Origin of the sequence: Shinella fusca (assembly GCF_014203155.1) — a bacterium.
Lineage (GTDB): Bacteria > Pseudomonadota > Alphaproteobacteria > Rhizobiales > Rhizobiaceae > Shinella > Shinella fusca.
Window position 1 is genome coordinate 133311 of sequence record NZ_JACHIK010000004.1, and the last position, 22303, is coordinate 155613.

At 67.3% G+C, this 22303-nt stretch carries 22 protein-coding genes; 4 read left to right on the plus strand and 18 right to left on the minus strand.

The genetic code is table 11. The annotated features are described in order from the left end of the window. The first annotated feature begins 38 nt into the window (after positions 1-38). On the plus strand, positions 39-314 hold the full coding sequence (locus HNQ66_RS07690; RefSeq protein WP_184142574.1) for a helix-turn-helix domain-containing protein: 276 nt from the start codon (positions 39-41) through the stop codon (positions 312-314). A 60-nt stretch (positions 315-374) separates the two neighbouring features. Here HNQ66_RS07690 and HNQ66_RS07695 read toward each other — a convergent pair whose 3' ends face one another. The 16 genes from HNQ66_RS07695 to ehuR all read right to left on the minus strand — a co-directional run bounded on the left by HNQ66_RS07695 (position 375) and on the right by ehuR (position 16311). Continuing rightward, on the minus strand, positions 375-1145 hold the full coding sequence (locus HNQ66_RS07695) for an ABC transporter ATP-binding protein (RefSeq protein ID WP_184142577.1): 771 nt from the start codon (positions 1143-1145) through the stop codon (positions 375-377). Positions 1146-1155: 10 nt separating this feature from the next. Then, complete coding sequence (locus HNQ66_RS07700; RefSeq protein ID WP_184142580.1) at positions 1156-2130, minus strand: ABC transporter substrate-binding protein; 975 nt, start codon at positions 2128-2130, stop codon at positions 1156-1158. Positions 2131-2166: 36 nt separating this feature from the next. After that, positions 2167-3018, minus strand: coding sequence for an ABC transporter permease (locus HNQ66_RS07705; RefSeq protein ID WP_184142583.1), 852 nt, complete (start codon positions 3016-3018; stop codon positions 2167-2169). Between the two features lie 10 nt (positions 3019-3028). Next, on the minus strand, positions 3029-4381 hold the full coding sequence (locus tag HNQ66_RS07710) for an LLM class flavin-dependent oxidoreductase (RefSeq protein WP_184142585.1): 1353 nt from the start codon (positions 4379-4381) through the stop codon (positions 3029-3031). A 109-nt stretch (positions 4382-4490) separates the two neighbouring features. Further along, positions 4491-5039, minus strand: coding sequence for a flavin reductase family protein (locus tag HNQ66_RS07715; protein ID WP_184142588.1), 549 nt, complete (start codon positions 5037-5039; stop codon positions 4491-4493). Between the two features lie 197 nt (positions 5040-5236). Beyond that, positions 5237-6451: an MFS transporter gene (locus HNQ66_RS07720; RefSeq protein WP_184142591.1), complete on the minus strand. Its 1215-nt coding sequence runs from the start codon at positions 6449-6451 to the stop codon at positions 5237-5239. A 152-nt stretch (positions 6452-6603) separates the two neighbouring features. Then, on the minus strand, positions 6604-7611 hold the full coding sequence (doeB, locus tag HNQ66_RS07725; protein WP_184142594.1) for a N(2)-acetyl-L-2,4-diaminobutanoate deacetylase DoeB: 1008 nt from the start codon (positions 7609-7611) through the stop codon (positions 6604-6606). 3 nt (positions 7612-7614) lie between these two features. Next, positions 7615-8796, minus strand: a complete 1182-nt coding sequence (gene doeA, locus HNQ66_RS07730) for an ectoine hydrolase DoeA (RefSeq protein ID WP_184142597.1) — start codon at positions 8794-8796, stop codon at positions 7615-7617. A gap of 10 nt (positions 8797-8806) precedes the next feature. Then, positions 8807-9799 (minus strand): ectoine utilization protein EutC, encoded by a 993-nt coding sequence (eutC, locus tag HNQ66_RS07735; protein WP_184142600.1) that lies wholly within the window; start codon positions 9797-9799, stop codon positions 8807-8809. Next, positions 9796-10779: a hydroxyectoine utilization dehydratase EutB gene (gene eutB, locus HNQ66_RS07740; protein ID WP_184142603.1), complete on the minus strand. Its 984-nt coding sequence runs from the start codon at positions 10777-10779 to the stop codon at positions 9796-9798. Before eutB ends, eutC begins: the two co-directional genes overlap by 4 nt. A gap of 3 nt (positions 10780-10782) precedes the next feature. Continuing rightward, positions 10783-11550: an ectoine utilization protein EutA gene (eutA, locus tag HNQ66_RS07745; RefSeq protein WP_184142606.1), complete on the minus strand. Its 768-nt coding sequence runs from the start codon at positions 11548-11550 to the stop codon at positions 10783-10785. Next, positions 11550-12212 (minus strand): ectoine/hydroxyectoine ABC transporter permease subunit EhuD, encoded by a 663-nt coding sequence (gene ehuD, locus HNQ66_RS07750; RefSeq protein ID WP_184142609.1) that lies wholly within the window; start codon positions 12210-12212, stop codon positions 11550-11552. Before ehuD ends, eutA begins: the two co-directional genes overlap by 1 nt. A 2-nt stretch (positions 12213-12214) precedes the next feature. After that, complete coding sequence (gene ehuC, locus HNQ66_RS07755; protein ID WP_184142612.1) at positions 12215-12874, minus strand: ectoine/hydroxyectoine ABC transporter permease subunit EhuC; 660 nt, start codon at positions 12872-12874, stop codon at positions 12215-12217. A gap of 225 nt (positions 12875-13099) precedes the next feature. Further along, on the minus strand, positions 13100-13951 hold the full coding sequence (gene ehuB / locus HNQ66_RS07760) for an ectoine/hydroxyectoine ABC transporter substrate-binding protein EhuB (protein WP_184142615.1): 852 nt from the start codon (positions 13949-13951) through the stop codon (positions 13100-13102). Positions 13952-14017: 66 nt separating this feature from the next. Continuing rightward, positions 14018-14803, minus strand: a complete 786-nt coding sequence (gene ehuA / locus HNQ66_RS07765) for an ectoine/hydroxyectoine ABC transporter ATP-binding protein EhuA (RefSeq protein WP_184142618.1) — start codon at positions 14801-14803, stop codon at positions 14018-14020. 122 nt (positions 14804-14925) lie between these two features. Continuing rightward, entirely contained in the window at positions 14926-16311 is a 1386-nt protein-coding gene (gene ehuR, locus HNQ66_RS07770; protein WP_184142621.1) for a MocR-like ectoine utilization transcription factor EhuR, read from the minus strand. A 103-nt stretch (positions 16312-16414) separates the two neighbouring features. On the opposite strand from ehuR, the gene HNQ66_RS07775 reads away from it, so the two are divergent. From HNQ66_RS07775 to HNQ66_RS07785, 3 genes are all read left to right on the plus strand, one after another. Further along, positions 16415-16897, plus strand: a complete 483-nt coding sequence (locus HNQ66_RS07775) for an Lrp/AsnC family transcriptional regulator (RefSeq protein WP_184142624.1) — start codon at positions 16415-16417, stop codon at positions 16895-16897. 118 nt (positions 16898-17015) lie between these two features. Then, positions 17016-18512, plus strand: coding sequence for an NAD-dependent succinate-semialdehyde dehydrogenase (locus HNQ66_RS07780; protein ID WP_184142627.1), 1497 nt, complete (start codon positions 17016-17018; stop codon positions 18510-18512). 134 nt (positions 18513-18646) lie between these two features. Next, the gene (locus tag HNQ66_RS07785) at positions 18647-20020 is read left to right on the plus strand and encodes an aspartate aminotransferase family protein (RefSeq protein WP_184142630.1); all 1374 of its coding nucleotides are present in this window, start codon (positions 18647-18649) and stop codon (positions 20018-20020) included. On the opposite strand, the gene HNQ66_RS07790 is transcribed toward HNQ66_RS07785, so the two are convergent. After that, positions 19953-21050, minus strand: coding sequence for an acyltransferase family protein (locus tag HNQ66_RS07790; RefSeq protein ID WP_184142633.1), 1098 nt, complete (start codon positions 21048-21050; stop codon positions 19953-19955). The two genes, HNQ66_RS07785 and HNQ66_RS07790, sit on opposite strands and share 68 nt — an antisense overlap. Continuing rightward, on the minus strand, positions 21047-22300 hold the full coding sequence (locus tag HNQ66_RS07795; protein ID WP_184142636.1) for an O-antigen ligase family protein: 1254 nt from the start codon (positions 22298-22300) through the stop codon (positions 21047-21049). The genes HNQ66_RS07790 and HNQ66_RS07795 overlap by 4 nt, the downstream gene beginning before the upstream one ends. Positions 22301-22303 lie beyond the last annotated feature (3 nt).

Genomic DNA, 22303 nt, shown 5'->3' on the forward strand with positions numbered 1-22303 from the left:
GACGATCCGCGGGGCGCCCCCAGACAAGGAGTACCGACATGCCTTATGACGCAACCCTTGCACCGCACGCTGCGGCCGACACCGCCCACGACACGATCGGCGGCCGGATCTCGCTTGCGCGCGATGCCGTCGGCCTCACGGTCGAGCAGATTTCCGCCGTTGCCGGCGTGACCGTGGAGACATGGACCAACTGGGAAAACGACCGGGCCGAACCGCGCGCCAACCGCCTCGACATGCTGGCGCGCATCCTGCAGGTCAGCATAAGCTGGCTTCTCGACGGCCAGGGAACGGGCCCCGCCGACACGGCGGCCTGAAATTTGTAAACGGCCCCGCATGCCTTCGCATGCGGGGTCGTTCGCTTGCGCGTCGGCCCGTCAGTGCAGGCCGAAGAGGTTCAGCAGGTCCTCGCGATAGCGCACGAATTCCGGCGCGCTGCGGTCGCGCGGGCGGGGAAGATCGATCTCGATCAGCCGCGGCGCGGCATTCTTCTCCCGCGGCAGGATGAGGATGCGGTCGGCAAGGTAGACCGCCTCTTCGAGATCGTGGGTGACGAGGATGGTCGTCACGTCCTCGTCGCGCCAGATGCGGGTCAGTTCCTGCTGCATGCCGATCTTCGTCATGGCGTCGAGGGCGCCGAGCGGCTCGTCGAGCAGGAGGATTTCCGGCTGCACCGCCAGCGCCCGGGCAATGCCGACGCGCTGCGCCATGCCGCCGGAAAGCTGCCGCGGATAGGCGTTCTCGAAGGCCTGCAGGCCGACGAGCTGGACATAGCGGCGCGCCCGGCTCTTCGCCTCCGCCCGGCTGACGCCGCGCGTATCGAGGCCGAAGGCGACATTCTCGATGACCGTCAGCCAGGGCAGCAGGCGCGGCTCCTGGAAGATGACGGCGCGCTCGGCGCCGACGCCCGAAACCGCCTTGCCGTCGATCAGCACCTCGCCGCCGTCGGCATTCTCAAGCCCGGCGAGGATGCGCAGCAGCGTGGTCTTTCCCGAGCCGCTGGCACCGACGATGGCAAGGCTCTCGCCCGAGCGGATCTGCAGGTTGAGGTCGGCAAGGACGGGCAGCGGCCGTCCGTTCAGGGTGTAGTTCTTCGAGAGGTGACGGATCGTCACCTCTCCACGGATCGTCTCGGCGGAAAGGCTCATGGGTCGCGCCTCAGTTCGTTGCCGTTTCGGGGGAATAGAGGATGTCCTTGGCGACGAGCTGGCCTTCCTTCAGCTTGCCCTCGCGCACCAGCACGTCGATCCAGAACTGCACGTCCCGCTCGACCGGCAGGCCGCCGGCGCGAACGCCGTAGCCCTGGAAATACTGGGCGATATCCGGGTTCTCGCCGCGCGCCTCCAGGGCCTTCGCGAGGATCTTGCGGGTTTCCTCCGGGTGTTCGCGGGCGTAGTCGAGCGCGCGGGCCGACTGCTCCACGAAGACCTTGGTCGCCTCGGGATGCGCCTTCACGAAATCGCGCCGCAGGACGACGAAGCCGCCGGCGATCTCGCCGAGCACGTCCGTATCGTCGAAGACGGCGCGCAGGCCGCCGTTCTTGCGCGCCGCGCCCTCGAAGGTCGATTGCCAGTAGCCGAAGGCCGAGATGTCGACCTGGCCGGAGCGCAGGACCTGCTCGAGCTGCGGGCCGGGCACGACGACCTGGTTGGCCGCGTCGGTCGGCAGGCCGACGGAATGCAGCGCCTCGCGGATCGTGTGGTCGAGATGCGCGCCGAGCGTATTCACGGCGATGCTCTTGCCGGCGATGTCCTTGATCTCATGGATGGGGCTGTCCTCCAGCACATAGAAGATGGACTGCACCTCCTTGTTGATGCCGTTCGAGGGATAGGCGGCGATGAAATCGTTGCCGACGGCGATCGAATTGAGGACGGCGGCGGTCGCCGCGCTGCCGATCTCGACGTCGCCGGAGGCGAGCGCGATCAGCGAGGCCGGGCCGCCGCCGGCATAGCCGACGTTTTCCAGCGTGATGCCGGTGCCCTTGAAGTAGCCGAGCTCGTCGGCAAGCTCGTGGGCGGCAAGGCCGCCCTGGCTTGCAAGATAGCGCAGCTTCACCTCTTCCGCCGAGGCGGCGTTCGCAAGACCGAGAAGGAGCGCGGCGGAAAGAAGCAGTTTACGGGAATGGAGGGTCATGTCGGTTTCCTTTGGGAAAATGGAGAAGGGGAAAGATCAGACGGCCGGCTGCGCCCAGCGGCACAGCTTGCGCTGGAGAAGGACGAGCGCGGCATTGGCGGCAAGGCCGAGGAGCGCCAGCAGCAGGATCGCCGCGAACATCAGCGGGATCTGGAAATTGTACTGCGCGTTCATCACCTGGAAGCCGATGCCCTTGTTGGCGCCGATCATCTCGGCGGCGATGAGGAGCAGCAGCGCCGTGGTGGCCGAAAGGCGCAGGCCCACGAAGATGGCCGGAACCGAGGCCGGCAGCACGACCCGGCGGAAGATGGCAAGCCGGCCTGCCCCATAGGTCCGCGCCATTTCGATCAGCTTCGTGTCGACCTCCTTCACCCCGCCGATGGTCGACAGCAGGATCGGGAAGAGGGTCGCCCAGAAGATGACGAAGACCTTCGAGGTCTCGCCGAGCCCGAGCAGCAGGATGAAGACCGGATAGAGCGCCAGCGCCGAGGTCTGCCGGAAGAACTGGAACAGCGGGTCGAGCGCCTGTTCGACAGCACGCGCCTGCCCCATGACGAGGCCCAGCGGAATGCCGACGGCGACGGCCGCGGCAAAGGCGATGCCGGCCCGCTGGAGGCTGATCGCGATGTCGTCGACCAGCGCCCCGCTGGAAATGCTGCCCCACAGGACCGAGACGATGACGTCGAGCGGCGGGAAGACGGCCGGGTTGACCCAGCCGCGCGTGGCGGAGATTTGCCAGAGCGCAAGGAAGCCGACCACCAGCCCGTAGCGGGCGAGGAAGGGCGAGAGGCCCGCCTTGAGCCTTGCGGCGAGCACCAGGACCGGACGCGGCCGGGCCGTCAGGCGGAAATCCGCGCCGAGGGTGGAGTTGACGTTCTCGTAGGACATTGCTTTCTCCTTACTCGGCGGCCTGGACGGCGGCGCGCGCGCCGGCCCAGCGGTTGACGGGGAACGGCAGGCCGAGGTTTTCCCGCAGCGTCCGGCCTTCGTACTCGGTGCGGAACAGGCCGCGGCGCTGGAGCTCGGGGATCACCAGGTCGACGAAATCGTCGAGCGCGGTCGGCAGCCACGGCGGCAGGATGTTGAAGCCGTCTGCAGCTTCGTTCTCGAACCATTCCTGCAGGGTATCGGCGATCGTCTCGGCCGTGCCGACGACGGTGAAATGACCGCGGGCGGTGGCGACCCACTGGTAGAGCTGGCGGATCGAGAAATTGTTCTCGTCGGCGATCTGGCGGATGAGCGCCTGCCGGCTCTTCATGCCTTCCGTCGGCGGGGCCGGCGGCAGCGGCCCGTCGAGATCGTAGCCGCGAAGGTCGAGCGTGCCGCCGGTCAGGCCGTTGAGGAGGCCCACGCCGTCCGCCTCGAGGATATACGACGTCAGGCGGTCGTATTTCTCCTCAGCCTCGGCCTTCGTGCGGCCGACGAAGGGTGCGACGCCCGGCATGACGAGGATATGGTCGGGGTTGCGGCCGAGCCCCCGGGCGCGGGCCTTGATGTCGCGGTAGAATTCCTGCGCCGTCTCGATGTGCTGGTGCGCGGTGAAGATCACCTCGGCGGTGGCGGCGGCAAGCCCGCGCCCGTCATCCGACTGGCCGGCCTGCACGATCACCGGATGGCCCTGCGGCGAGCGGGGCACGTTGAGCGGTCCGCGCACCTGGAAATGCTCGCCGCGATGCTCGCTCTCGTGCAGCTTTTCCGGATCGTAGAAGACGCCGCTCTCCTTGTCGCGGATGAAGGCGTCGTCCTCGAAGCTCTCCCAGAGCTTCCTGACCACCTCGACATGCTCGGCGGCGCGGCGATAGCGGGCGGCATGGGGAAGCTGGGTCTCGAGATTGAAGTTCTGCGCGGTCGGATCGCCCGTCGTCGTCACGACGTTCCAGCCGGCGCGCCCGCCGGAGATGAGGTCCAGCGAGGCGAATTTGCGCGCCGTGTTGTAGGGCTCCTCGTAGGTCGTGGAGGCCGTGGCGATGAAGCCGAGATTGGTGGTGAAGCCGGAAAGCGCGGCAAATAGCGTCACCGGCTCGAAGCCCGCCACGCGGGCGCTGCCCCCCTCCCGCGCGCCGCCGAAGCCGATGGACAGGTTGTCCGCCAGGAAATAGGCGTCGAAGAGGCCGCGTTCGGCCGTGCGGGCGAGCTGCTTGTGGAATTCCAGACTGGTGGCGCCGTCGGCCGGCTGGTCCGGATGCCGCCACGAGGCGATGTGCTGTCCGCCACCGGGAAGGAAGGCGCCAAGCCTGATCTTGCGTGTCATGTCGTTTCCTTTCGTCTCGACAGGTCGGCCGTCGTGCGGCCGCGGGTTCTCGATCCCGCCGGCGGCGGGTGGTGCATGCGTTGAATTTCGTGCCGTGGAATGGGGCCGTTCAGCCGGTGCCGGCGACGGCGTGGTAGCGGCCGTCCTGGTAGAGCAGCGAGCGGCCGGCGCCGATGCGGATCGCCAGTACCTTGCCGATGACGAGGACGTGGCTGTGGCGCTCGATGGCTTCCTCGACGGTACAATCGATCGCGGCGACCGCATCGGCAAGCAGCGGCGCGCCGCTGACCGCCGTCGTCCATTCCGCACCGTTGTAGCGGGCGGGGCCGCGCAGGCCCCCGCGCCCGGCGAACTGGTTGGCGAGCCCCTCATGCTCGGCGCCGATCACGTTGATGCCGAGATGGCCGTAGCGCTCCACGACCGGCCAGGTGGACGAGGCGCGGTTGAGGGAAACGAGCATGCGCGCCGGCTCGACGGAAAATGCCGTCGCGGACGTGACGGTGGCGCCGGTGCGGGCCTCGCCTTCGCCCGCGGTGATGATGCTGACACCGCCGCCGAGCGTGCGCAGGGCCGCCCTCAGGTGATCGGCATCGACCGGCCGCTCGGCCGCGACCGTCCGTTGTGGATTGAAATGCGTGTTCTCGATATGGGCATTCATCGTTCCCGCTCCGCTATCTCCTTGGGTCTTCATAGGGATAACAAACGAAAACGGGCGGCAGCAGGCACGCCGTTCTTTATTTGACTATTTTTATAGAAAATATGCTTTTCTCAATTCCAAGGCGTGCAACGAAGGCCTCGGAAGCACGGGGGCCGGGCCGCACGAGGCTGCGGCCCGGCCGGAAGGATGCGGGCCGGCTAGGCCGCTTCGGGCCGCCGGTCCTCGATCCGGGGCAGGAACCAGGTGAGAAGCCCGGCAAGCGGCAGGAAAGAGCAGATCCGGTAGACGCTCTCGATGCCGATGCTGTCGGCAAGGCCGCCGAGTATGGCCGCGGCGATCCCCGCAAGGCCGAAATTGAGGCCGTAGAACAGCCCGCCGACAAGCCCGACCCGGGTCGGCGCCAGTTCCATCGCGTAGATCAGGATGGAGGCGAAGGCGCTCGCCATGATCAGATTGATCAGGACGGTCAGCACGCCGGTCCAGAAGAAATCCGCATAGGGCAGCAGGAGCGTCAGCGGCAGCGGGCCGAGCACGGATATCCAGATGATGCGGTAGCGACCGATCCTGTCGCCGATGATGCCGCCGATCAGCGCACCGGCGGCCGAGGCCAGCAGGAACACGAAGAGCATGACCTGCGAGGTCTGGATCGAGGCGCCGAAATGATCGATCAGGTAGAAGGTGTAGAACGAGCGGAAGCTCTCGCCATAGGCATTCTTGGAGAACATCAGCAGCGTCAGGACGATGAGGCCGAGCAGCACGGTCGACGGCGGATGCGGGCTGGCGGCCTTGGCCGGGTTCGAGGCCTTCGCCGCCGCCAGCCGCTTGCGGATGGTCGTGTGCTTGCCCGCGGTCCAGACCATCAGCAGCATGGCGAGCAGCGCGGCGGCCGCGAACCAGGAAAGGCTCGTCTGCCCGCGCGGAACGATGATGAAGGCGGCAAGCAGCGGCCCGAGCGCGCCGCCGGCCTGCCCGCCGATCTGGAACAGGCCCTGCGCCAGCCCCTGCCGGCCGCCGGAGGCGTTGCGGACCATGCGCGTCGCTTCGGGATGGAAGATCGACGAGCCGATGCCGATGCAGGCGGACGAAACGAGGATGAGGCCGTAGCTCGAGGCGAAGCCGAGCCCCAGCAGCCCGACGAGCGTGAAGACCATGCCGGCGACCGTCGAATAGGGCATCGGGTGCTGGTCGGTGACGTGGCCCACGACCGGCTGCAGCAGGGACGCCGCCACCTGGAAGGTCATGGTGATCATCCCGATCTGCACGAAGTCGAGCATGTAGGCGTCCTTGATGATCGGGTAGACCGCCGGGATCAGGGACTGGATGAGATCGTTGAGCAGATGGGTCAGGCTCAGGACGAGCAGGACGGCCATGTGCGTTTGCGGGCGAGCGGCCACGGGCAGGGTCTCATTCATCGCTCACGTCTTCTCCTTCAACTGCAATCTGCCGCCCGCCCGCATCGGGCAGGCGGCGATCCAGTTGTTTGATGTTTGCGAAGTCGCGTCAAGTAATGAAATCCGGTAAGCCGGAGGGGACGGAGCCGGCATGTGCGGCTCCGTCCGGAGCGTCATCCCACGACGGTCGCGAGCACGCCGACGCAGTCGCCAGGCTTGACGAGGCCCGGGAAATGGCGGGCGGTGAGGATGCCGTCCATCCGCGCCTTCACCTCCAGCGGCTCGGCGCCGGTGCGCCCGGCGGGATAGATGCGGGCGAGGACGTCGCCGGTCCCGACCTTTTCTCCCAGATCGAACAGCGGTTCGAGAAGCCCGCCGTCCTCGGCAAAGGAGAAGCAGTTGCCGTCCGGCATGTCGAGCCAGGTGGTCGCGGCCGCCTCGACCGCGCCCTTGAGGATACCCGCCGCCTTCAACACGTTCGCAACGCCCCGCTTGGCGATGCCGGCGCTTTTGGCCGTCGCCGTGCCGCCGCCGCCGAGCTCTGTCGTGATAAAGACCTTGCCCATCTCCTCGGCCGCCGTGTCGTACATGCCGACCGCATCGATCTCCAGCATCTTCATCGACCAGGGCGCGCCGAAGGCGGAAACGAGGTCGAAGGCTTTGGCCTCCTGCGCCTTGTCGGGCAGGATATGCGCGGCGCAGAACGGCAGGAAATCCAGCGTCCTGCCGCCCGAATGAAAGTCGAGCACGATGTCGGCGAGCGGCAGCAGTTCGCGCTGGAAATAGTCGGCAATCTTCTGCGTCACCGTGCCGTCCGGCGCGCCGGGGAAGCTGCGGTTCATGTTGCCCTTGTCGATGGACGAGGTGCGCGTGCCGGCAAGGAAGGCCGGATAGTTCATCGCCGGGACGATGATGACGCGGCCGGTCACGTCCTCGGCCTTCAGCGTGCGCGCAAGGTCGAAGAGCGCGATCGGCCCTTCGTATTCGTCGCCGTGGTTACCGCCGGTCAGCAGCGCCGTCGGCCCCTCGCCGTTCTTCACGACCGTGAGCGGGATCATCACCGAGCCCCAGGCGGAATCGTCCCGGCTGTAGGGCAGGCGCAGGAAGCCGTGCTGCACCCCCTCGGCCGAAAAATCGACCGTGGGGCTGATCGGCGAGGGACGCAGGGGACGATCCAGCATGGCTCAGTCCTTCACCAGCAGCTTGCGCGGCACGTCGGCAAGGCATTCGACGCCGGTTTCGGTGATGAGGATGCTTTCCGTCGTCTCGAAGCCCATGTCCTCGAGCCAGAGGCCCGTCATGAAGTGGAAGGTCATGCCGGGCTTCAGCTCGGTCTTGTCGCCGGGGCGCAGGCTCATGGTGCGCTCGCCCCAGTCCGGCGGATAGGAAAGACCGATCGGATAGCCCGTGCGGTTGTCCTTGACGATGCCGTATTTCTTGAGGACGGCGAAGAAGGCGTTGGCGATGTCCTCGCAGGTATTGCCGGGCTTTGCCACTGCAAGGCCCGCCTCCATGCCTTCCAGCGTCGCCTTTTCCGCATCGAGGAAGGCCTGCGTCGGCTTGCCGAGGAAGACGGTGCGCGAGAGCGGCAGGTGGTAACGGTTATAGCAGCCCGCGATCTCGAAGAAGGTCCCCTCGCCCGACTTCATCGGCCGGTCGTCCCAGGTGAGGTGCGGCGCGGAGGCCTCGACGCCCGAGGGCAGCAGCGGCACGATGGCGGGGTAATCGCCGCCGATGCCGTCCGTGCCGCGGATGCCGGCATCGTAGATCTCGGCGACGAGGTCGCATTTGCGCATGCCGACCTCGATCCTGTCGAAGATGCGCTGGTGCATCTTCTCGACGATGCGCGCGGCGTTGCGCATATATTTGATTTCCGTCTCGCTTTTCACTGCCCGCTGCCAGTTGACGAGCGCGGTGGCATCGACGAAGCGGGCGTTCGGCAGGTGCTTTTGCAGCGAGGCGAAGGCGGCGGCGGAGAACCAGTAATTGTCCATCTCGACGCCGATCACCAGCTTGTCGAGGCCGCGCTCGGCGAGCTTGGCGGACAGATAGTCCATCGGGTGGCGCTCGGTGGACTGCACGTAATTGTCCGGATAGCCGATGATATTCTCGTGGCTGAGATAGGCCGTGAACTTCGCGCCGTTGGCATCCTGCCCGCGGCCGTACCAGATCGGCTCGCCCGTCGGCGGTACGACGACGCACTGGTGCACATAGAAGGACCAGCCGTCATAGCCCGTCAGCCAGTTCATGTTCGACGGGTCGCTGGCGATCAGCACGTCGATGCCCTTGGCCTCCATGGCTTTCCGCGTCTTTTCAAGGCGCGCGTCGTACTCCGCTCTGGAGAACTTCAGGTTCGCTTGTTTCATGGCTGTTTCCTCAGCTTTCGAATGTCGTTCCGGCCTGCGCCGCCGCCGCGCGGGCGGCCGCGAGCGTGGCGATGGCCGTGTCCTGGATGCCCGTGCCGGTCAGGTCCGCCACGGTGATCTCGTCGGGGCCGCTGCGGCCCGCCTTGCGCCCGGCGACGATCTCGCCGAGCTCGGCGAAGACCGCGCCCTCGGTCACCAGGCCGGCTTCGATGGCATGGTGGAGTTCGCCGAGCCGGCGCGTCTGCTTCAAACTGTCGGCGACATAGAGGCCGGCGCCCGTGATGACCGCGGGCTCGATCTCGTTCTTATGCTCGGCATCCGAGCCCATGGCCGTGACGTGCTGGCCGGGCTGGAGCCATTCGGCCCGGAGCACCGGCGTCTCGGAGGGCGTGGTGGTGACGACGACGTCGGCCCCGTCGACCGCCGCCCAGCCGTCCGCCTCGGCGCGGACGGGAAAGCCGAGCTTCACCGTCAATTCCGCCGCCGTCGCCTCGGCCTTCACGACGTCGCGCGCCCAGATGCGCGCCTCGCGGATCGGCCGGACGAGGCTGAGCGCTTCAAGCTGCAATTTCGCCTGCATGCCTGCGCCGAAGATGGCCGCGACCGAGGCATCCGGCCGGGACAGATGCCGCGCCGCCACCGCGCCGGCGGCCGCCGTGCGCACGTCGGTGAGATAGCCGTTGTCGAGCAGCACGGCCTGAACGAGGCCGGTCTTCGTCGAGAACAGCACCATCAGGCCGTTGGTGCTCGGCAGGCCGAGCTTCGGATTGTCGAAGAAGCCGGGGCTGATCTTGATGGCGAAGCCGTCGAGGCCCGGCACATAGGCCGTCTTGACGTCCACCTCGCCGCGATGCTCGGGAATGTCGAGCCGGAGGATCGGCGGCATGGCGACGGCCTTCGTGGCGAGCGCATGGAAGGCCTCCTCCACGCAGGCGATGGCTTCGAGGTCGAGCGGCACGATGCGCCGGAGGTCCGTTTCGGTGAGGATCTTCATCTTCGTCATGCCGCATCCCCGCCGTTGGCGACCCGAAGGTGCTGGCCCATGTCCACGTTACGGCCGGAAAGGATGACGGCGACCGGCCCGTCCAGCCGGCCGAGCCGGCCCGAAAGCAGCGCCGCGATGCCGACCGCCCCCGCGCCTTCGACCACCTCGCGCTCCTCGCGATAGGCATGGCGCATGCCGGCGGCGATCTCGGCTTCGGAAAGCAGGATCACGTCGTCGAGCAGCGCACGGCACATCTGGAAGGTCACCTCATTGGCAAGGCCGATGCCGCCGCCGAGCGAATCGGCAAGGCTTTCAACCTCCTCGACCTCGACCGGATGACCGGCATCAAGGCTCGCCTTCATTGCCGCCCCGCGCTCCATGGTGAGGCCGATCACGCGCGTCCTCGGCGAACGCCCCTTGACGGCCGCGGCGACGCCCGCCGCGAGCCCCCCGCCGGAGAGCGGCACGAGCACGGTCGCCACGTCCGGCATGGCCGCGACGATCTCCAGCCCGAGCGTGCCCTGCCCCGCGACGACGGCGGGGTGATCGAAGGGCGGCACCATGACGAGGCCGTCTTCCGCGACCAGCCGGTCCACCTCGACCTGCGCCTCGTCCTGCGACTTTCCGATGATGCGGACATTCGCGCCGAGCCGGCGGATTTCCGACACCTTGTTCTCCGGCACGAGCCGCGACATGCAGATCGTCGCGATCGCCCCTTCCGCCTTGGCGGCATGGGCGAGCGCGCGGCCATGATTGCCCGTCGAGGCCGCGACGACGCCGCGTGCCCGCGCCTCCGGCGAGAGCGAAAGCACCGCATTCGTCGCGCCGCGCAGCTTGAAGCTGCCCGTCGTCTGGTGATGCTCCAGCTTGAGGCCGACCGGTACGCCGCAGCGCTCGGTGAGCGCGGCGGACAGCACGAAAGGCGTTTCGAGGACGCGGCCTTTTATACGGCGCGCCGCCTGTTCGATCTCCGCCAGCGTCACGGGAAGGTTCGCCATGGCTTACATACCCGGATAGGCGAGCGTCATCAGCCGCCCGCGCTCCGGCCGCGGCGTGTCGTCGCCGCAAAGGCGCAGGCACGCCCAGGCGGTGGCGAGGTTGCTGGTGACGACCGGCTTGCCGATGGCCGCCTCGATCCGCGCCGCGACGCCCGCCGCCCGCACCGCGGTGCAGGAGATGAAGAGCGCATCGCTGTCGGGCGTCGTCGCCTCCTTCGCGAAGGCGACGATCTCGTCCGGCGAGATGCGCGCCATTTCACGGTCGTCGGTGAGGCCGAGGCAGGTGAAGCGGGCGATGTCGAAGCCGAGCCCCTCGAAATAGTCGGCCATCGACCGGCTGGTTGCCAGCGTATAGGGCGTGAGGACGGAGATGCGCTCCGCGCCGAAGGCCCTGAGGCCGGACACGGCGGCGGCGGTCGGCGTAACGACGGCCGCCGTGGGCTTTGCGGCCTTCACCGCCGTCTCGATCTCCGCATCCCCGATGACCACCGAGGCGGAGGTGCAGGAATACATCACCACGTCGAGCGGCTCGTCCGGCAGGATGAGCGCGGCGCCCGCCGTCAGCGAGGGCTGCATGGCGCGCAGGTTCTCCGGCGTCACCGGATTGGCGTAGGGGATGCGCGTCGCATAGACGCCGATCCGCTCGCCCGCCACCATGCGCTGGAAATCCACTTCGCTCGTGTGGTCGGTCGCAAGGATGATGAGGCCGACGCGCTTTTCGAGCGGGCGGTCGTCGAGCTTCGGCGCGCGGGAGGCCAGTGTCAGGTCCATCAGCGTTCCTCCAGGCGGGAATAGCGTTCTTCCAGCCAGCGCAGGAAAACGACGGAGATGAGGCTCATGATGAGGAAGAACACACCCACCAGCGTCATCGGCTCGATATAGCGATAGCTGCTGTTGGCGACGCTCTTCGCCTGGTTCATCAGCTCCAGCACTGTGATGGCCGAAAGCAGCGGCGTTTCCTTGAACATGGCGATGAGATAGTTGGCGAGCGCCGGGATCATCGGCGGGATCGCCTGCGGCAGGATGACGTGGATCCAGGTCTGCCGGCCGGTGAGGTTCGTTGCCTTGGCCGCCTCCCACTGGCCGCGCGGTACGTTCTCGATGCCGGCGCGATAGACCTCCGCCGCATAGGTGCCGTAGTGAAGGCCGAGGCCGATGACCCCGGCCGTCAGCGCCGGCAGGCGGATGCCGATATCCGGCAGCACGTAGAAGATGAAGTAGAGTTGCACGAGCAGCGGCGTGCCGCGGATGAACTCGACGATGAAGCTCGTCGCCCTCGCGACCGGCTTGGGCGCCGTCATGCGCAGGATGGCGAAGACAAGGCCGATGACGGCGGCGACGACCGATCCGAGCGCGGTGGCGAGGATGGTGATCTTCAGGCCCTCGAGGAGGGTCGGCATGATCTGCCAGACGAAATTCCAGTCCCATTCCATCGTCAGGTCCTCACGCCGTCGAGCCCGCGGGTCATGCGCCGCTCCAGCCAGCGCATGGCGTAGGAGATGGCGAGCGCCATCAGGAAGTAGAGAACGAGGATCGTCGCGAAGGGGATCAGCGTGCTGCCGGTCTGCGCGCGCACCACCTGGGCCTGGAAGGTCATGTCGGTGAGCGAGATCAGCGAGACGACGGCCGTGCCCTTCAAAAGCTCGATCGCATTGTTGCAGAAGGTCGGCAGCATGAGGGGAAGCGCCTGCGGCAGGATGACGTAGCGCATCGCCTGTCCGCGCGTCAGGTTGAGCGCGATGCAGGCCTCGCGCTGCTCGCGGCCGATGGCCTTCACCGCGCCGCGCACCACCTCGGCCCCATAGGCCCCGACATTGAGGCCCAGTGCCAGAACGCCCGCCTGCAGCGGCGAGAGCGTGACCCCGGCAAAGGGCAGCACGAAATAGACCCAGAAGAGCTGCACGAAGATCGAGGTGCCGCGGAAGAACTCGATATAGGTGGTGGCAAGCGCCCTCACCGCCATGAAGCGGCTGACCCGCCCGAGCCCGGCGAGGAACGCCATGACGACGGCGAGCGCCGAACCCATGACGGTCAGCTCCACCGTCACCAGCGCGCCTTGCAGGATCAGACCTATGTAGCCGGACCAGTCGGTCATGACGTACCCAATCCGGTAGATGCGGCGATCTGCGGTACACCCCCCTCTGCCCTGCCGGGCATCTCCCCCTCAGGGGGGGAGATCAGCAAGAAGCATGAGCCTCGCTCCCGTCGCACCAGCGGAGATGGGCGAAGCGCTGCTCCATCCAATCTCCCCCCTTGAGGGGGAGATGCCCGGCAGGGCAGAGGGGGGTGCCTTAGCGTCATATGCGAGTGTCCAGGTTACCTATTTCGCCGCGCAGAGCTTCTCGCGCGTCGTCGACATCGCGGCCTTGGCGGAGAAGCCGTAGGGCTCGATGATCTTGGCGAACTCGCCGCTTTCCTTCAGCTTGGCGAGCTCCACGTCGAAGGCGTCGCGCAGCGCCTCGTCGCCCTTCTTGAAGGCCGCGCCGTCGCAATAGACCGGCGCACCCTCGACCGGGGCCACGACCTCGATGCCCGGATCGTTCGCCTTGGAGACGAGGTCGTTGATGGAGAGGACCGGCAGCGAATAGACATCGATGCGGCCGTCCTGCAGCATCTTCAGGCCGCTCTGGCCGTCCGGCACGACGATGACGCGGTCGCGCGGAACGCCCGCCTCGAGCGCCAGCTTCTCTTCCGTGCCGCCGCCGGGCGCGCCGATCTTGGCATCCGGATTGTCGGCGATGTCCTTGTAGCTCTTGAGGCCGAGCGGATTGCCCTTCTTCAGCGCGAAGGCTTCGGCATCGCACAGGATCGGCTCGGAATAGGCGACGGCCGCGCAGCGCTCCGGCTTCATGAAGAGGCCGGCGGTGATGACGTCGTGGCGGCCGGCCTGAAGGCCCGGGATCATCGCGCCGTATTCCGAGATCGAGGCGACGATGTCGGCGACGCCGAGCCGCTTGAAGACCTCGCGCGCCACGTCGGGCGCCGCGCCCGAGACCTTGCCGTCGGCGGCGACGGCGGTGAACGGCGGCTCGTTGGCGATGGCGACGCGGGCAAAGCCCTGCGCCTTCAGCTCCTCCAGCTTGCTGTCGTCGGCAGCGGCCGGCATGACCGAAACGCTTGCCGCCAGCGCGGCGACACCGGCGGCCATGGTCAAAAACTTCCTGATCGTCATGGTTGCGAACTCCTCTGGCTGTCCTTGGTTGTTGCTTGGGGCCTTGTTTCCGGCGACGGATGTCGCTCAGACGCGGTGCCCTGCCGCGATGATCTTGCGCAGGAAGGCCTGCGTGCGTTCCTGCCTGGGATTGCGGAAAATCTCGTCCGGCTTGCCCTCCTCGACGATCTTGCCGCGGTCGAAGAAGAGGATCCGGTCGGCGAAGTCGTGGGCAAAACCCATCTCGTGGGTGACGAGCAGCATGGTCATGTCGGTCTCGGCGGCAAGCTTGCGCATGACGTTCAGCACCTCCTCGACCAGTTCCGGGTCGAGCGCCGAGGTGACCTCGTCGAAGAGCATGATCTTCGGCGAGAGCGCGAGGGCACGGGCGATGGCGACGCGCTGCTTCTGTCCGCCGGACAGCTGGGCCGGCATGCTCTTCGCCTTGTCGGCAAGGCCCACCATGTCGAGAAGCTCCATCGCCCGCTTCTCCGCCGCCGCCCGCGCCACGCCCTTCGTCAGCATCGGCGCGAGCGTCACGTTGTCGAGCACGCATTTGTGCGGGAAGAGGTTGAAGTGCTGGAAGACCATGCCGATCTTCTCGCGCATCCGGTGCAGGTGCCGGTCGTCGGCGGCCACGAGGCTGCCGTTCTTCGGCATATGGTAGAGCTGGTCGCCGTCGACCTCGATATGGCCGTCGCTGATCGTCTCCAGCGTCATGAGGATGCGCAGGATCGTCGTCTTGCCGGAGCCGGACGGGCCGATGAGGGCGAGCTTCTCGCCGGGCAGCACCTCCATCGACAGACCGTCGAGCACGGTCAGCGGACCGTAGCGCTTCACGATGTTGTCGATGCGGATGATGGGTGCGGCCATGCATGTCTCTCCCTGCTGAGACAAGTGATGGCCTAACGATGCGCGGCGATCAAAATCATGTCAATCCGAATAATAATATCATGACAATTATTCTTCGGACGCTCATTTGATGGGCAATTCCGTCAGATCGCGAGCAGCAGCGCCTCCGGGCTTCCGCTGGCGAGCGAAGCGAGGATGCCGAGCCCCGTGCGCAGGTCCTGCTCGCTGGTCGAGCCGAGCGAGATGCGCACGGCCGGGTGCCAGCTCTCGCCGCAGGTGCGGAAGGACGAGCCCGGCGCGATGGCGACGCCGCGAAGGCGCGCCTGCGAGACGAACCCCTCCTCGCTGTGCCCTTCCGGCAGCGGCAGCCAGACATGCAGGCTCTGCGGATGGGCGTTGTAGGGCAGGCCCGCGAAGGCTTCCTCCGCAATGGCATGGCGCACCGCGAGCGCCCGGCGCTGCCAGTTGACCAGTTCCAGCGCCGTGCCGTCACCGACCCAGCGCGTGGCGATCTCCGCGATGGAGGGCGTCGCCATCCAGTTGGAGACGAGGTGGCGGTTGGCGACGGCCGCGACATAGCGGTCGGGCGCGGCGAGATAGCCGATGCGCAAGCCCGGCACCGTGATCTTGGTGAAGCCGGTGACGTAAAGCGTGCGTTCCGGCGCGAAGGCGGCGAGCGGCGGCGTGCCGCCCTCGACGAGCGGCCCGAGGATGTCGTTCTCGACGATCGCGATATCGTGGCGCCGCGCGACCTCGGCGAGCGCCTGCCGGCGCGCCGCGCTCATCAGCGTCGCGGTCGGGTTGATCACCGAGGGCTGGAGGAAGACGGCGCGGATGACGCCCTTGCGGCAGGCCTCGTCCAGCGCCTCGGGGATCATGCCGTCACGGTCGATCGGCAGGCCCTCCAGATGTAGCCCGAGATAGCTGGACAGCGGCACCAGCGTGTGGTGGCTGATCGCCTCCGCCGCGATGGTCGAACCGGGCGGGGCGACGCTCATCAGCGCGGTGGTGATGCCGGACGTCGCGCCGTTGGTGAGGTTGATGTTGAGCGGCGAGATATCGAGCCCGCAGCGCACCAGCCATTCGGCCGCGACCTTGCGGTGACGCGGGAAGACCATGTTCGGCCGGAAGGAGAGCGCCGAGCTCGACGGCAGGTTCTCCGCAAGCCAGCCGAAGGCCTCGCGCATCCGCTCCAGGTGGATCTGCTCGCAGACGGGTTTCAGGATCGACAGGTCCACCAGCTCGCCGAGGCGTTCGGGCAGGTAGGGCGGCTCCGGCTCCTTCGGCCGCGTCTGCACGAAGGAACCGCGGCCGATCTCGCCGGAAATCAGCCCGCGGCGGATCAGCTCGTCATAGGCGCGGCTGACGGTCTGGACCGAGAGCTTCAGGTCGTCGGCGAGCTTGCGATGGGTCGGAAGGCGGGCGCCGTTCGCCAGCAAGCCTTCCTGGATGGCGCGGGCGATCTGCTCGGCAAGGGAGAGGTAGGCCGGCCGGCGCAATTGGGATATATCTGGTCGCCAACTTGTCATGATTTCAACACTGCGCAAATTCAGTTCAATTGACAACGCCAAAATGGCTTTCCATTGTCTTTTTCCCTGCTTTGACATGATCCCCGCCCGGAGGGCGACCCGCATGAAACTCGACGCCATCGACCTGCGCATCCTGGAAGCGATCCAGGAGAACGGACGCATCACCAAGCTGGCGCTGGCGGAACGGGCGGGCCTTTCGCCCACCCCCTGCTGGCTGCGCCTGCGCAAGCTGGAAAAGGCGGGCATCGTCACCGGCTATCATGCGCGGGTCGCGGTGCGGCGCCTCGCCCCGGTCGCAAGCGTCCTGATGGAGGTGACGCTCGCCAATCACCGCCAGGCCGATTTCGACCGTTTCGAGCGCGCCGTGGCGGCAACGCCGGAGATTGTCGCCTGCTGGTCCGTCGGCGGCGGCGTCGATTACATCCTGAAGATCATGGCGGCCGATATCGACGCCTACCAGCGCCTCGTCGACGGCCTGCTCGACCGCGACCTCGGCATCGACCGCTACTTCACCTACATCGTCACCAAGACGGTGAAGGAGGAGACCGTGCTGCCGCTTCCGACGCTGCTGCCCTCTTCCGAATAGAGAGATTGTCTACGGCGCCCCGCACCTTTGGCCAAAGTCTCTGCGGCCGGCCCCGCCAATAGACAATCTGACGCCCGCCCCTCTGGCAGACTCCGTCCGACAGCCAGAGGAGGCCGCCATGACCGCCGTATTTGCCAGAACCGTCTTCCACGAAGCCCTTGCCCGGCTCGGCGATCCCCACCTGCTGCGCGAGCTCGCCTATGTCGGCGGCCGCTGGGTGGCGGGGCGCGGCGGCAGCAGCTTCCCGGTGACGGACCCCGCCTCCGCCGCCACGCTCGCCCATGTCGCCGCCCTTGACGGCGACCAGACGGCGCAAGCCGTCGATGCGGCCGCAGAGGCCTTTCCCGCCTGGCGGGACAGGCTGCCGCAGGAGCGCGCCGCGATCCTGCGCAAATGGCACGCCCTCATGCTGGAGGCACGCGAGGACCTCGCGCTGCTGATGACGCTGGAACAGGGCAAGCCGCTGGCGGAATCCCGCGGCGAGATCGACTATGCCGCCTCGTTCATCGAGTGGTATGCCGAGGAAGGAAAGCGCCTCAATGCCGAGAGCGTCACCAGCCACCTGCCCGACGCGGAGATGATCGTGCGGCGCGAGGCGCTCGGCGTCGTCGGCATCGTCACGCCGTGGAATTTCCCCTCCGCCATGATCACCCGCAAGGCGGCCGCCGCGCTCGCCGCCGGCTGCACCGTCGTCGCCCATCCTTCGAGCGAGACGCCGCTTTCCGCGCTCGCCCTTGCCGAGCTCGGCGAGCGCGCCGGCCTTCCGGCCGGCGTCTTCAACGTCGTGACGGGGGACGCGGCCACCATCGTCGGCCGCATGAATGCCGATCCGCGCGTGCGGGCGATGAGCTTCACCGGCTCGACGGAGATCGGCCGGCGGATCGCCGCCGAAAGCGCCCCGACCATGAAGCGCCTCGTCATGGAGCTCGGCGGCCACGCGCCGCTGATCGTCTTTGCCGATGCCGACATCGACAGGGCCGCCGACATCGCGGTCAACGCCAAGTTCGCCACCTCCGGCCAGGATTGCCTTGCCGCCAACCGCATCTATGTCGAGCGCCCGGCGCTTGCCGCCTTCACCAGGGCCTTCGAGGCGCGCATCGCGGCGCTGAAGGTGGGTCCCGGACTGGAGCCGGGCAGCGAGATCGGCCCGCTGATGCACGAGCGCGCCATCGCCAAGGTGGAGGAGCAGGTGGCCGACGCGGTGAAACGCGGCGCGAAGCTGCTGGCCGGCGGCAAACGCCACAAGGCCGGCCCGCTGTTCTACGAGCCGACGCTGCTGGTGGATGTGCCGGACGACGCGCTGATCATGCGCGAGGAAACCTTCGGCCCCGTCGCAGCCGTCACCGCCTTCGACGGCGAGGCGGAGGTGGTCGCCCGGGCCAACGACACCGAATACGGCCTCGTCGCCTATGTCGTCACCGAGAACGGCGCGCGCCAGATGCGCCTTTCCCGCGCGCTGGAATACGGCATGGTGGCGATCAACCGGGTGAAGATCACCGGCGGCCCCATTCCCTTCGGCGGCTGGAAACAATCCGGCCTCGGCCGCGAGGGCTCGCGCCACGGCATGGAGGCCTTCACCGAACTCAAATACCTCTGCATCGACACCGCTGCCTGACCCTCCCACGTCATCCTCGGGCTTGACCCGAGGATGCACAACCCGGGTGCCGCATGGATCCTCGGGTCAAGCCCGAGGATGACGGAGGTAAAGGGTGTACGGCTTGAAATAAACCGACCTCGAAAGGAAAGACCATGGCCGACAGACGCAACGAACTCACCGCCTGGGACCGCGACCACTTCTTCCATCCCTCCACCCATATGGGCATGCACGCCCGCGGCGAGACGCCGACCCGCGTCATCGGCGGCGGCGAGGGCGTCTACATCACCGACACGAACGGCAAGACGAGCCTCGACGCCTTTGCCGGCCTCTATTGCGTGAATGTCGGCTACGGCCGCCAGAAGATCGCCGACGCGATCGCCGAACAGGCCAAGAACCTCGCCTACTACCACGCCTATGTCGGCCACGGCACGGAAGCCTCGATCACCCTTTCCAAGATGATCATCGACCGCGCGCCGGAAGGCATGAGCCGCGTCTATTTCGGCCTTTCGGGCTCGGATGCCAACGAGACGAACATCAAGCTCATCTGGTACTACAACAACATCCTCGGCCGGCCCGAGAAGAAGAAGATCATCTCCCGCTGGCGCGGCTATCACGGCTCGGGCGTCATGACCGGCTCGCTGACGGGCCTTCACCTCTTCCACAACGCCTTCGACCTGCCGCGCGCGCCGATCCTGCACACGGAAGCGCCCTACTTCTTCCGCCGGCCCGACCGCGCGATGGACGAGGAGCAGTTCTCGCAATACTGCGCCGACAAGCTGGAGGAGATGATCCTCGCCGAAGGCCCGGAGACGGTCGCCGCCTTCATCGGCGAACCCATCCTCGGCACCGGCGGCATCGTGCCGCCGCCGAAGGGCTACTGGCAGAAGATCCAGGCCGTGCTCGACAAGTACGACATCCTGCTCGTCGCCGACGAGGTCGTGACCGGCTTCGGCCGCCTCGGCACCATGTTCGGCTCCGACCACTACGGCATGAAGCCGGCGCTCATCACCATCGCCAAGGGCCTCACCTCGGCCTATGCGCCCCTCTCCGGCACCATCGTCTCCGACAAGGTCTGGGACGTGCTGGTGAAGGGCTCGGACGAGCTCGGCGCCATCGGCCACGGCTGGACCTATTCGGCCCATCCGATCTGCGCGGCGGCGGGCGTCGCCAATCTCGAACTCATCGACGAACTCGGCCTCGTCGAGAACGCCGGCTCCACCGGGGCCTATTTCCGGGACGGGCTGGCAAAGGCCGTCGGCGACCACAGGCATGTCGGTGAAGTCCGCGGCGACGGCCTGATGGCAGCCATCGAATTCGTCGAGGACAGGGACGACCGCGCCTTCTTCGATCCGGCCCGCAAGGTCGGCCCGCAGGTCGCCGCCGCCCTTCTCGAGCGCGGCGTCATCGGCCGCGCCATGCCGCAGGGCGATATCCTCGGCTTCGCCCCGCCGCTCTGCCTCACGAAAGAGGAGGCCGATATCGTGGTGAAGGCCACGGCCGACGCCGTGAAGTCGGTTCTCGGCTGACCGGGATCGAAACAGCCGGGGCGGCCGCCGCGCCGCCCCGGCCACGCCGCAAGAGGGGACGTTCGAGCAGGGAGTAGCCCGCGATCCCCACGGCGATACCGGCGCCGGCCGACAGGGCGAATGTCACGCCCTCCGGCAAGCCGAGCATCGGGCCCACCCTTGCGGCAAGGGAGACCGCGAAGGTGTGCCAGAGATAGATGGAGTAGGACGCGCTGCCGAGGAGGGCCGGAACCGAAAGGTGCGGAACGCCGCCCCGCCTTTCCAGCGCCGCGGTGCCATAGACCAGCGCACAGGCGAGCGGCCCGCAGGTCCATTCATCGAAAGGCAGCCTGAGGATGCCGATGGCCGCGAAGCCCAGAAGGCCGACGGCGACCAGCCCGAGCGCCAGCGGGCGACCCGGAACGTAGCCGGCAAGCCAGAGCCGGGCGATCCCCATGCCGGCAACGAATTCCAGGATGATCGGCCGCGTATAGGTGACGATGAGCGGAGCGTCGCTTTTCACCACAAGGCCGATGGCGACCAGCAGGCAGAAGACCGCGGCCATGACGGCGAAGCGGATGCGCGACCGCAGCATCAGGCAGGCCGCGAAGACCAGGTAGAAGAACATCTCGTAGTTCAGCGTCCAGCCCTGCACGAGCACGGGCCAGAGCTCGCCGCTGCTCGGCGAGCGCGCCGGCACGAAGAAGAGCGAGGCGGCGACGTGGCCGGCCGTCAGCACGAGATTGGGAAAGAGGCCGGCAAGCCCGCCCGCCACCATCACGCCCGTCGCGAGCCAGTAGACCGGCACGATACGGCGGATGCGCTCGGCAAGGAAGCGGCCGGGCGAGACGGGACGCCGCTCGACGATCACCCACATGATGAAGCCGCTGATGACGAAGAAGACGTCGACGCCGGCCGCGCCGATGGCGAAGGCATGGCCGGTGCGCTCGGCGGCATGGAAGACGACGACGGCAAGGGCGGCGAACGCACGCAGGTACTGGATGCCGTAGAGCGTTTCCCGGCTCTCCGCCGGCAGGCTGCGCGCCGTCATGCGAGCGCCGCCCGATAGGAAAGAGGCTGGCGGACCGGGCTCCTGCGCCCGTCGGCCAGCTTGCCGGCGGCGAAATAGAGCAGGAACGAGCCGACGTGATAGGGATTGAGGATGTCGATCTCCACGAAAGTACGCACCGTCAGCAGCGCGGCGACGGTGAAGAGCACCAGCGCCTCCCCGTCCCGCGTCGCCGAGAGCAGCCGGCCGAGATGGCCGCCGAGGGTGACCAGGAGCACCATGGTCAGGAGCAGGCAGCCGACAAGCCCGGTCTCGACGGTGGTGGCGATGAAGGTATTGTGGAAATGGAAGCCGCTGCGCGTGCCGATGAAGAAATCCGCCCAGAGCCGCTCCGCATCGGCGAAACCCTGCACCCAGAACGCCTGGTAGCCGATGCCGACGAAGGGCGCCCTGCCCGCCGCCTCGATGCCCTGCTGCCAGAGATAGGTGCGCCCGGTCAGCGTCGCGTCCTTGCCGAAGGCGGCAAGGAGCATCTGGTAGCCGCCGCCATAGGCCGCCGCAAGGATCGCCAGAACGCTCAGCACGCTAAGCGACAGGAACAGCATCTTGCGATGGCGCGGCGCGAGGCGCTCGAGCGCCCGCAGCGAAAGGCAGAGGCCGGCGATCACGACGGTGGTCAGCACCGAGGTCGCCGACTGCGAGGCCTTGAGGCAATAGAGCGCGACGAGGATGCAGCCGACGGCGAGAAGCTTCCAGACCCCGCGCTCGACACCGAGGAAGAGCGCAGCAAAGGCGAAGAGCACGGCGAGCGAGGCATAGAAGCCGAGCTGGTTCTTCGAGGCGAAGGCGCCGACGAAGCTGTAGGTGCCGTCGAGCGGATCGAGATGATAGACGCCGAAGGCGAGCGAATAGGCAAGCACCAGCCCCGTGCCGATCAGCCCGCCGCGCACGAGCATGCGCGTATCGGCAACGCGCATGGCGATCAGCGCGCAGATGACGTGGGAGAGATATTGCACGCCGGCACGCGCCGTCGTGCCCGGGGCCTGCGACCAGAAGACGGAAAGGCAGGCAAAGAGCGCGAAGGCGAAGATCCACGCATAGCGCGCGTAGTTGCCGAGCACCCGCCGGTAATCGAGGGCGACGAGCGGCAGCCACAGCGCGTAGTAGGCAAGGATCGAGACCTGGCCGAAGCGGAAGGAATAGGCGAAGACGAAGAAGGAGAGCGCCAGGGCGAACGCGGCATAGGCCTCGTTGCCGACGGGTCCGATCAGGCGCGCCTTCGCGATCCGCATGGC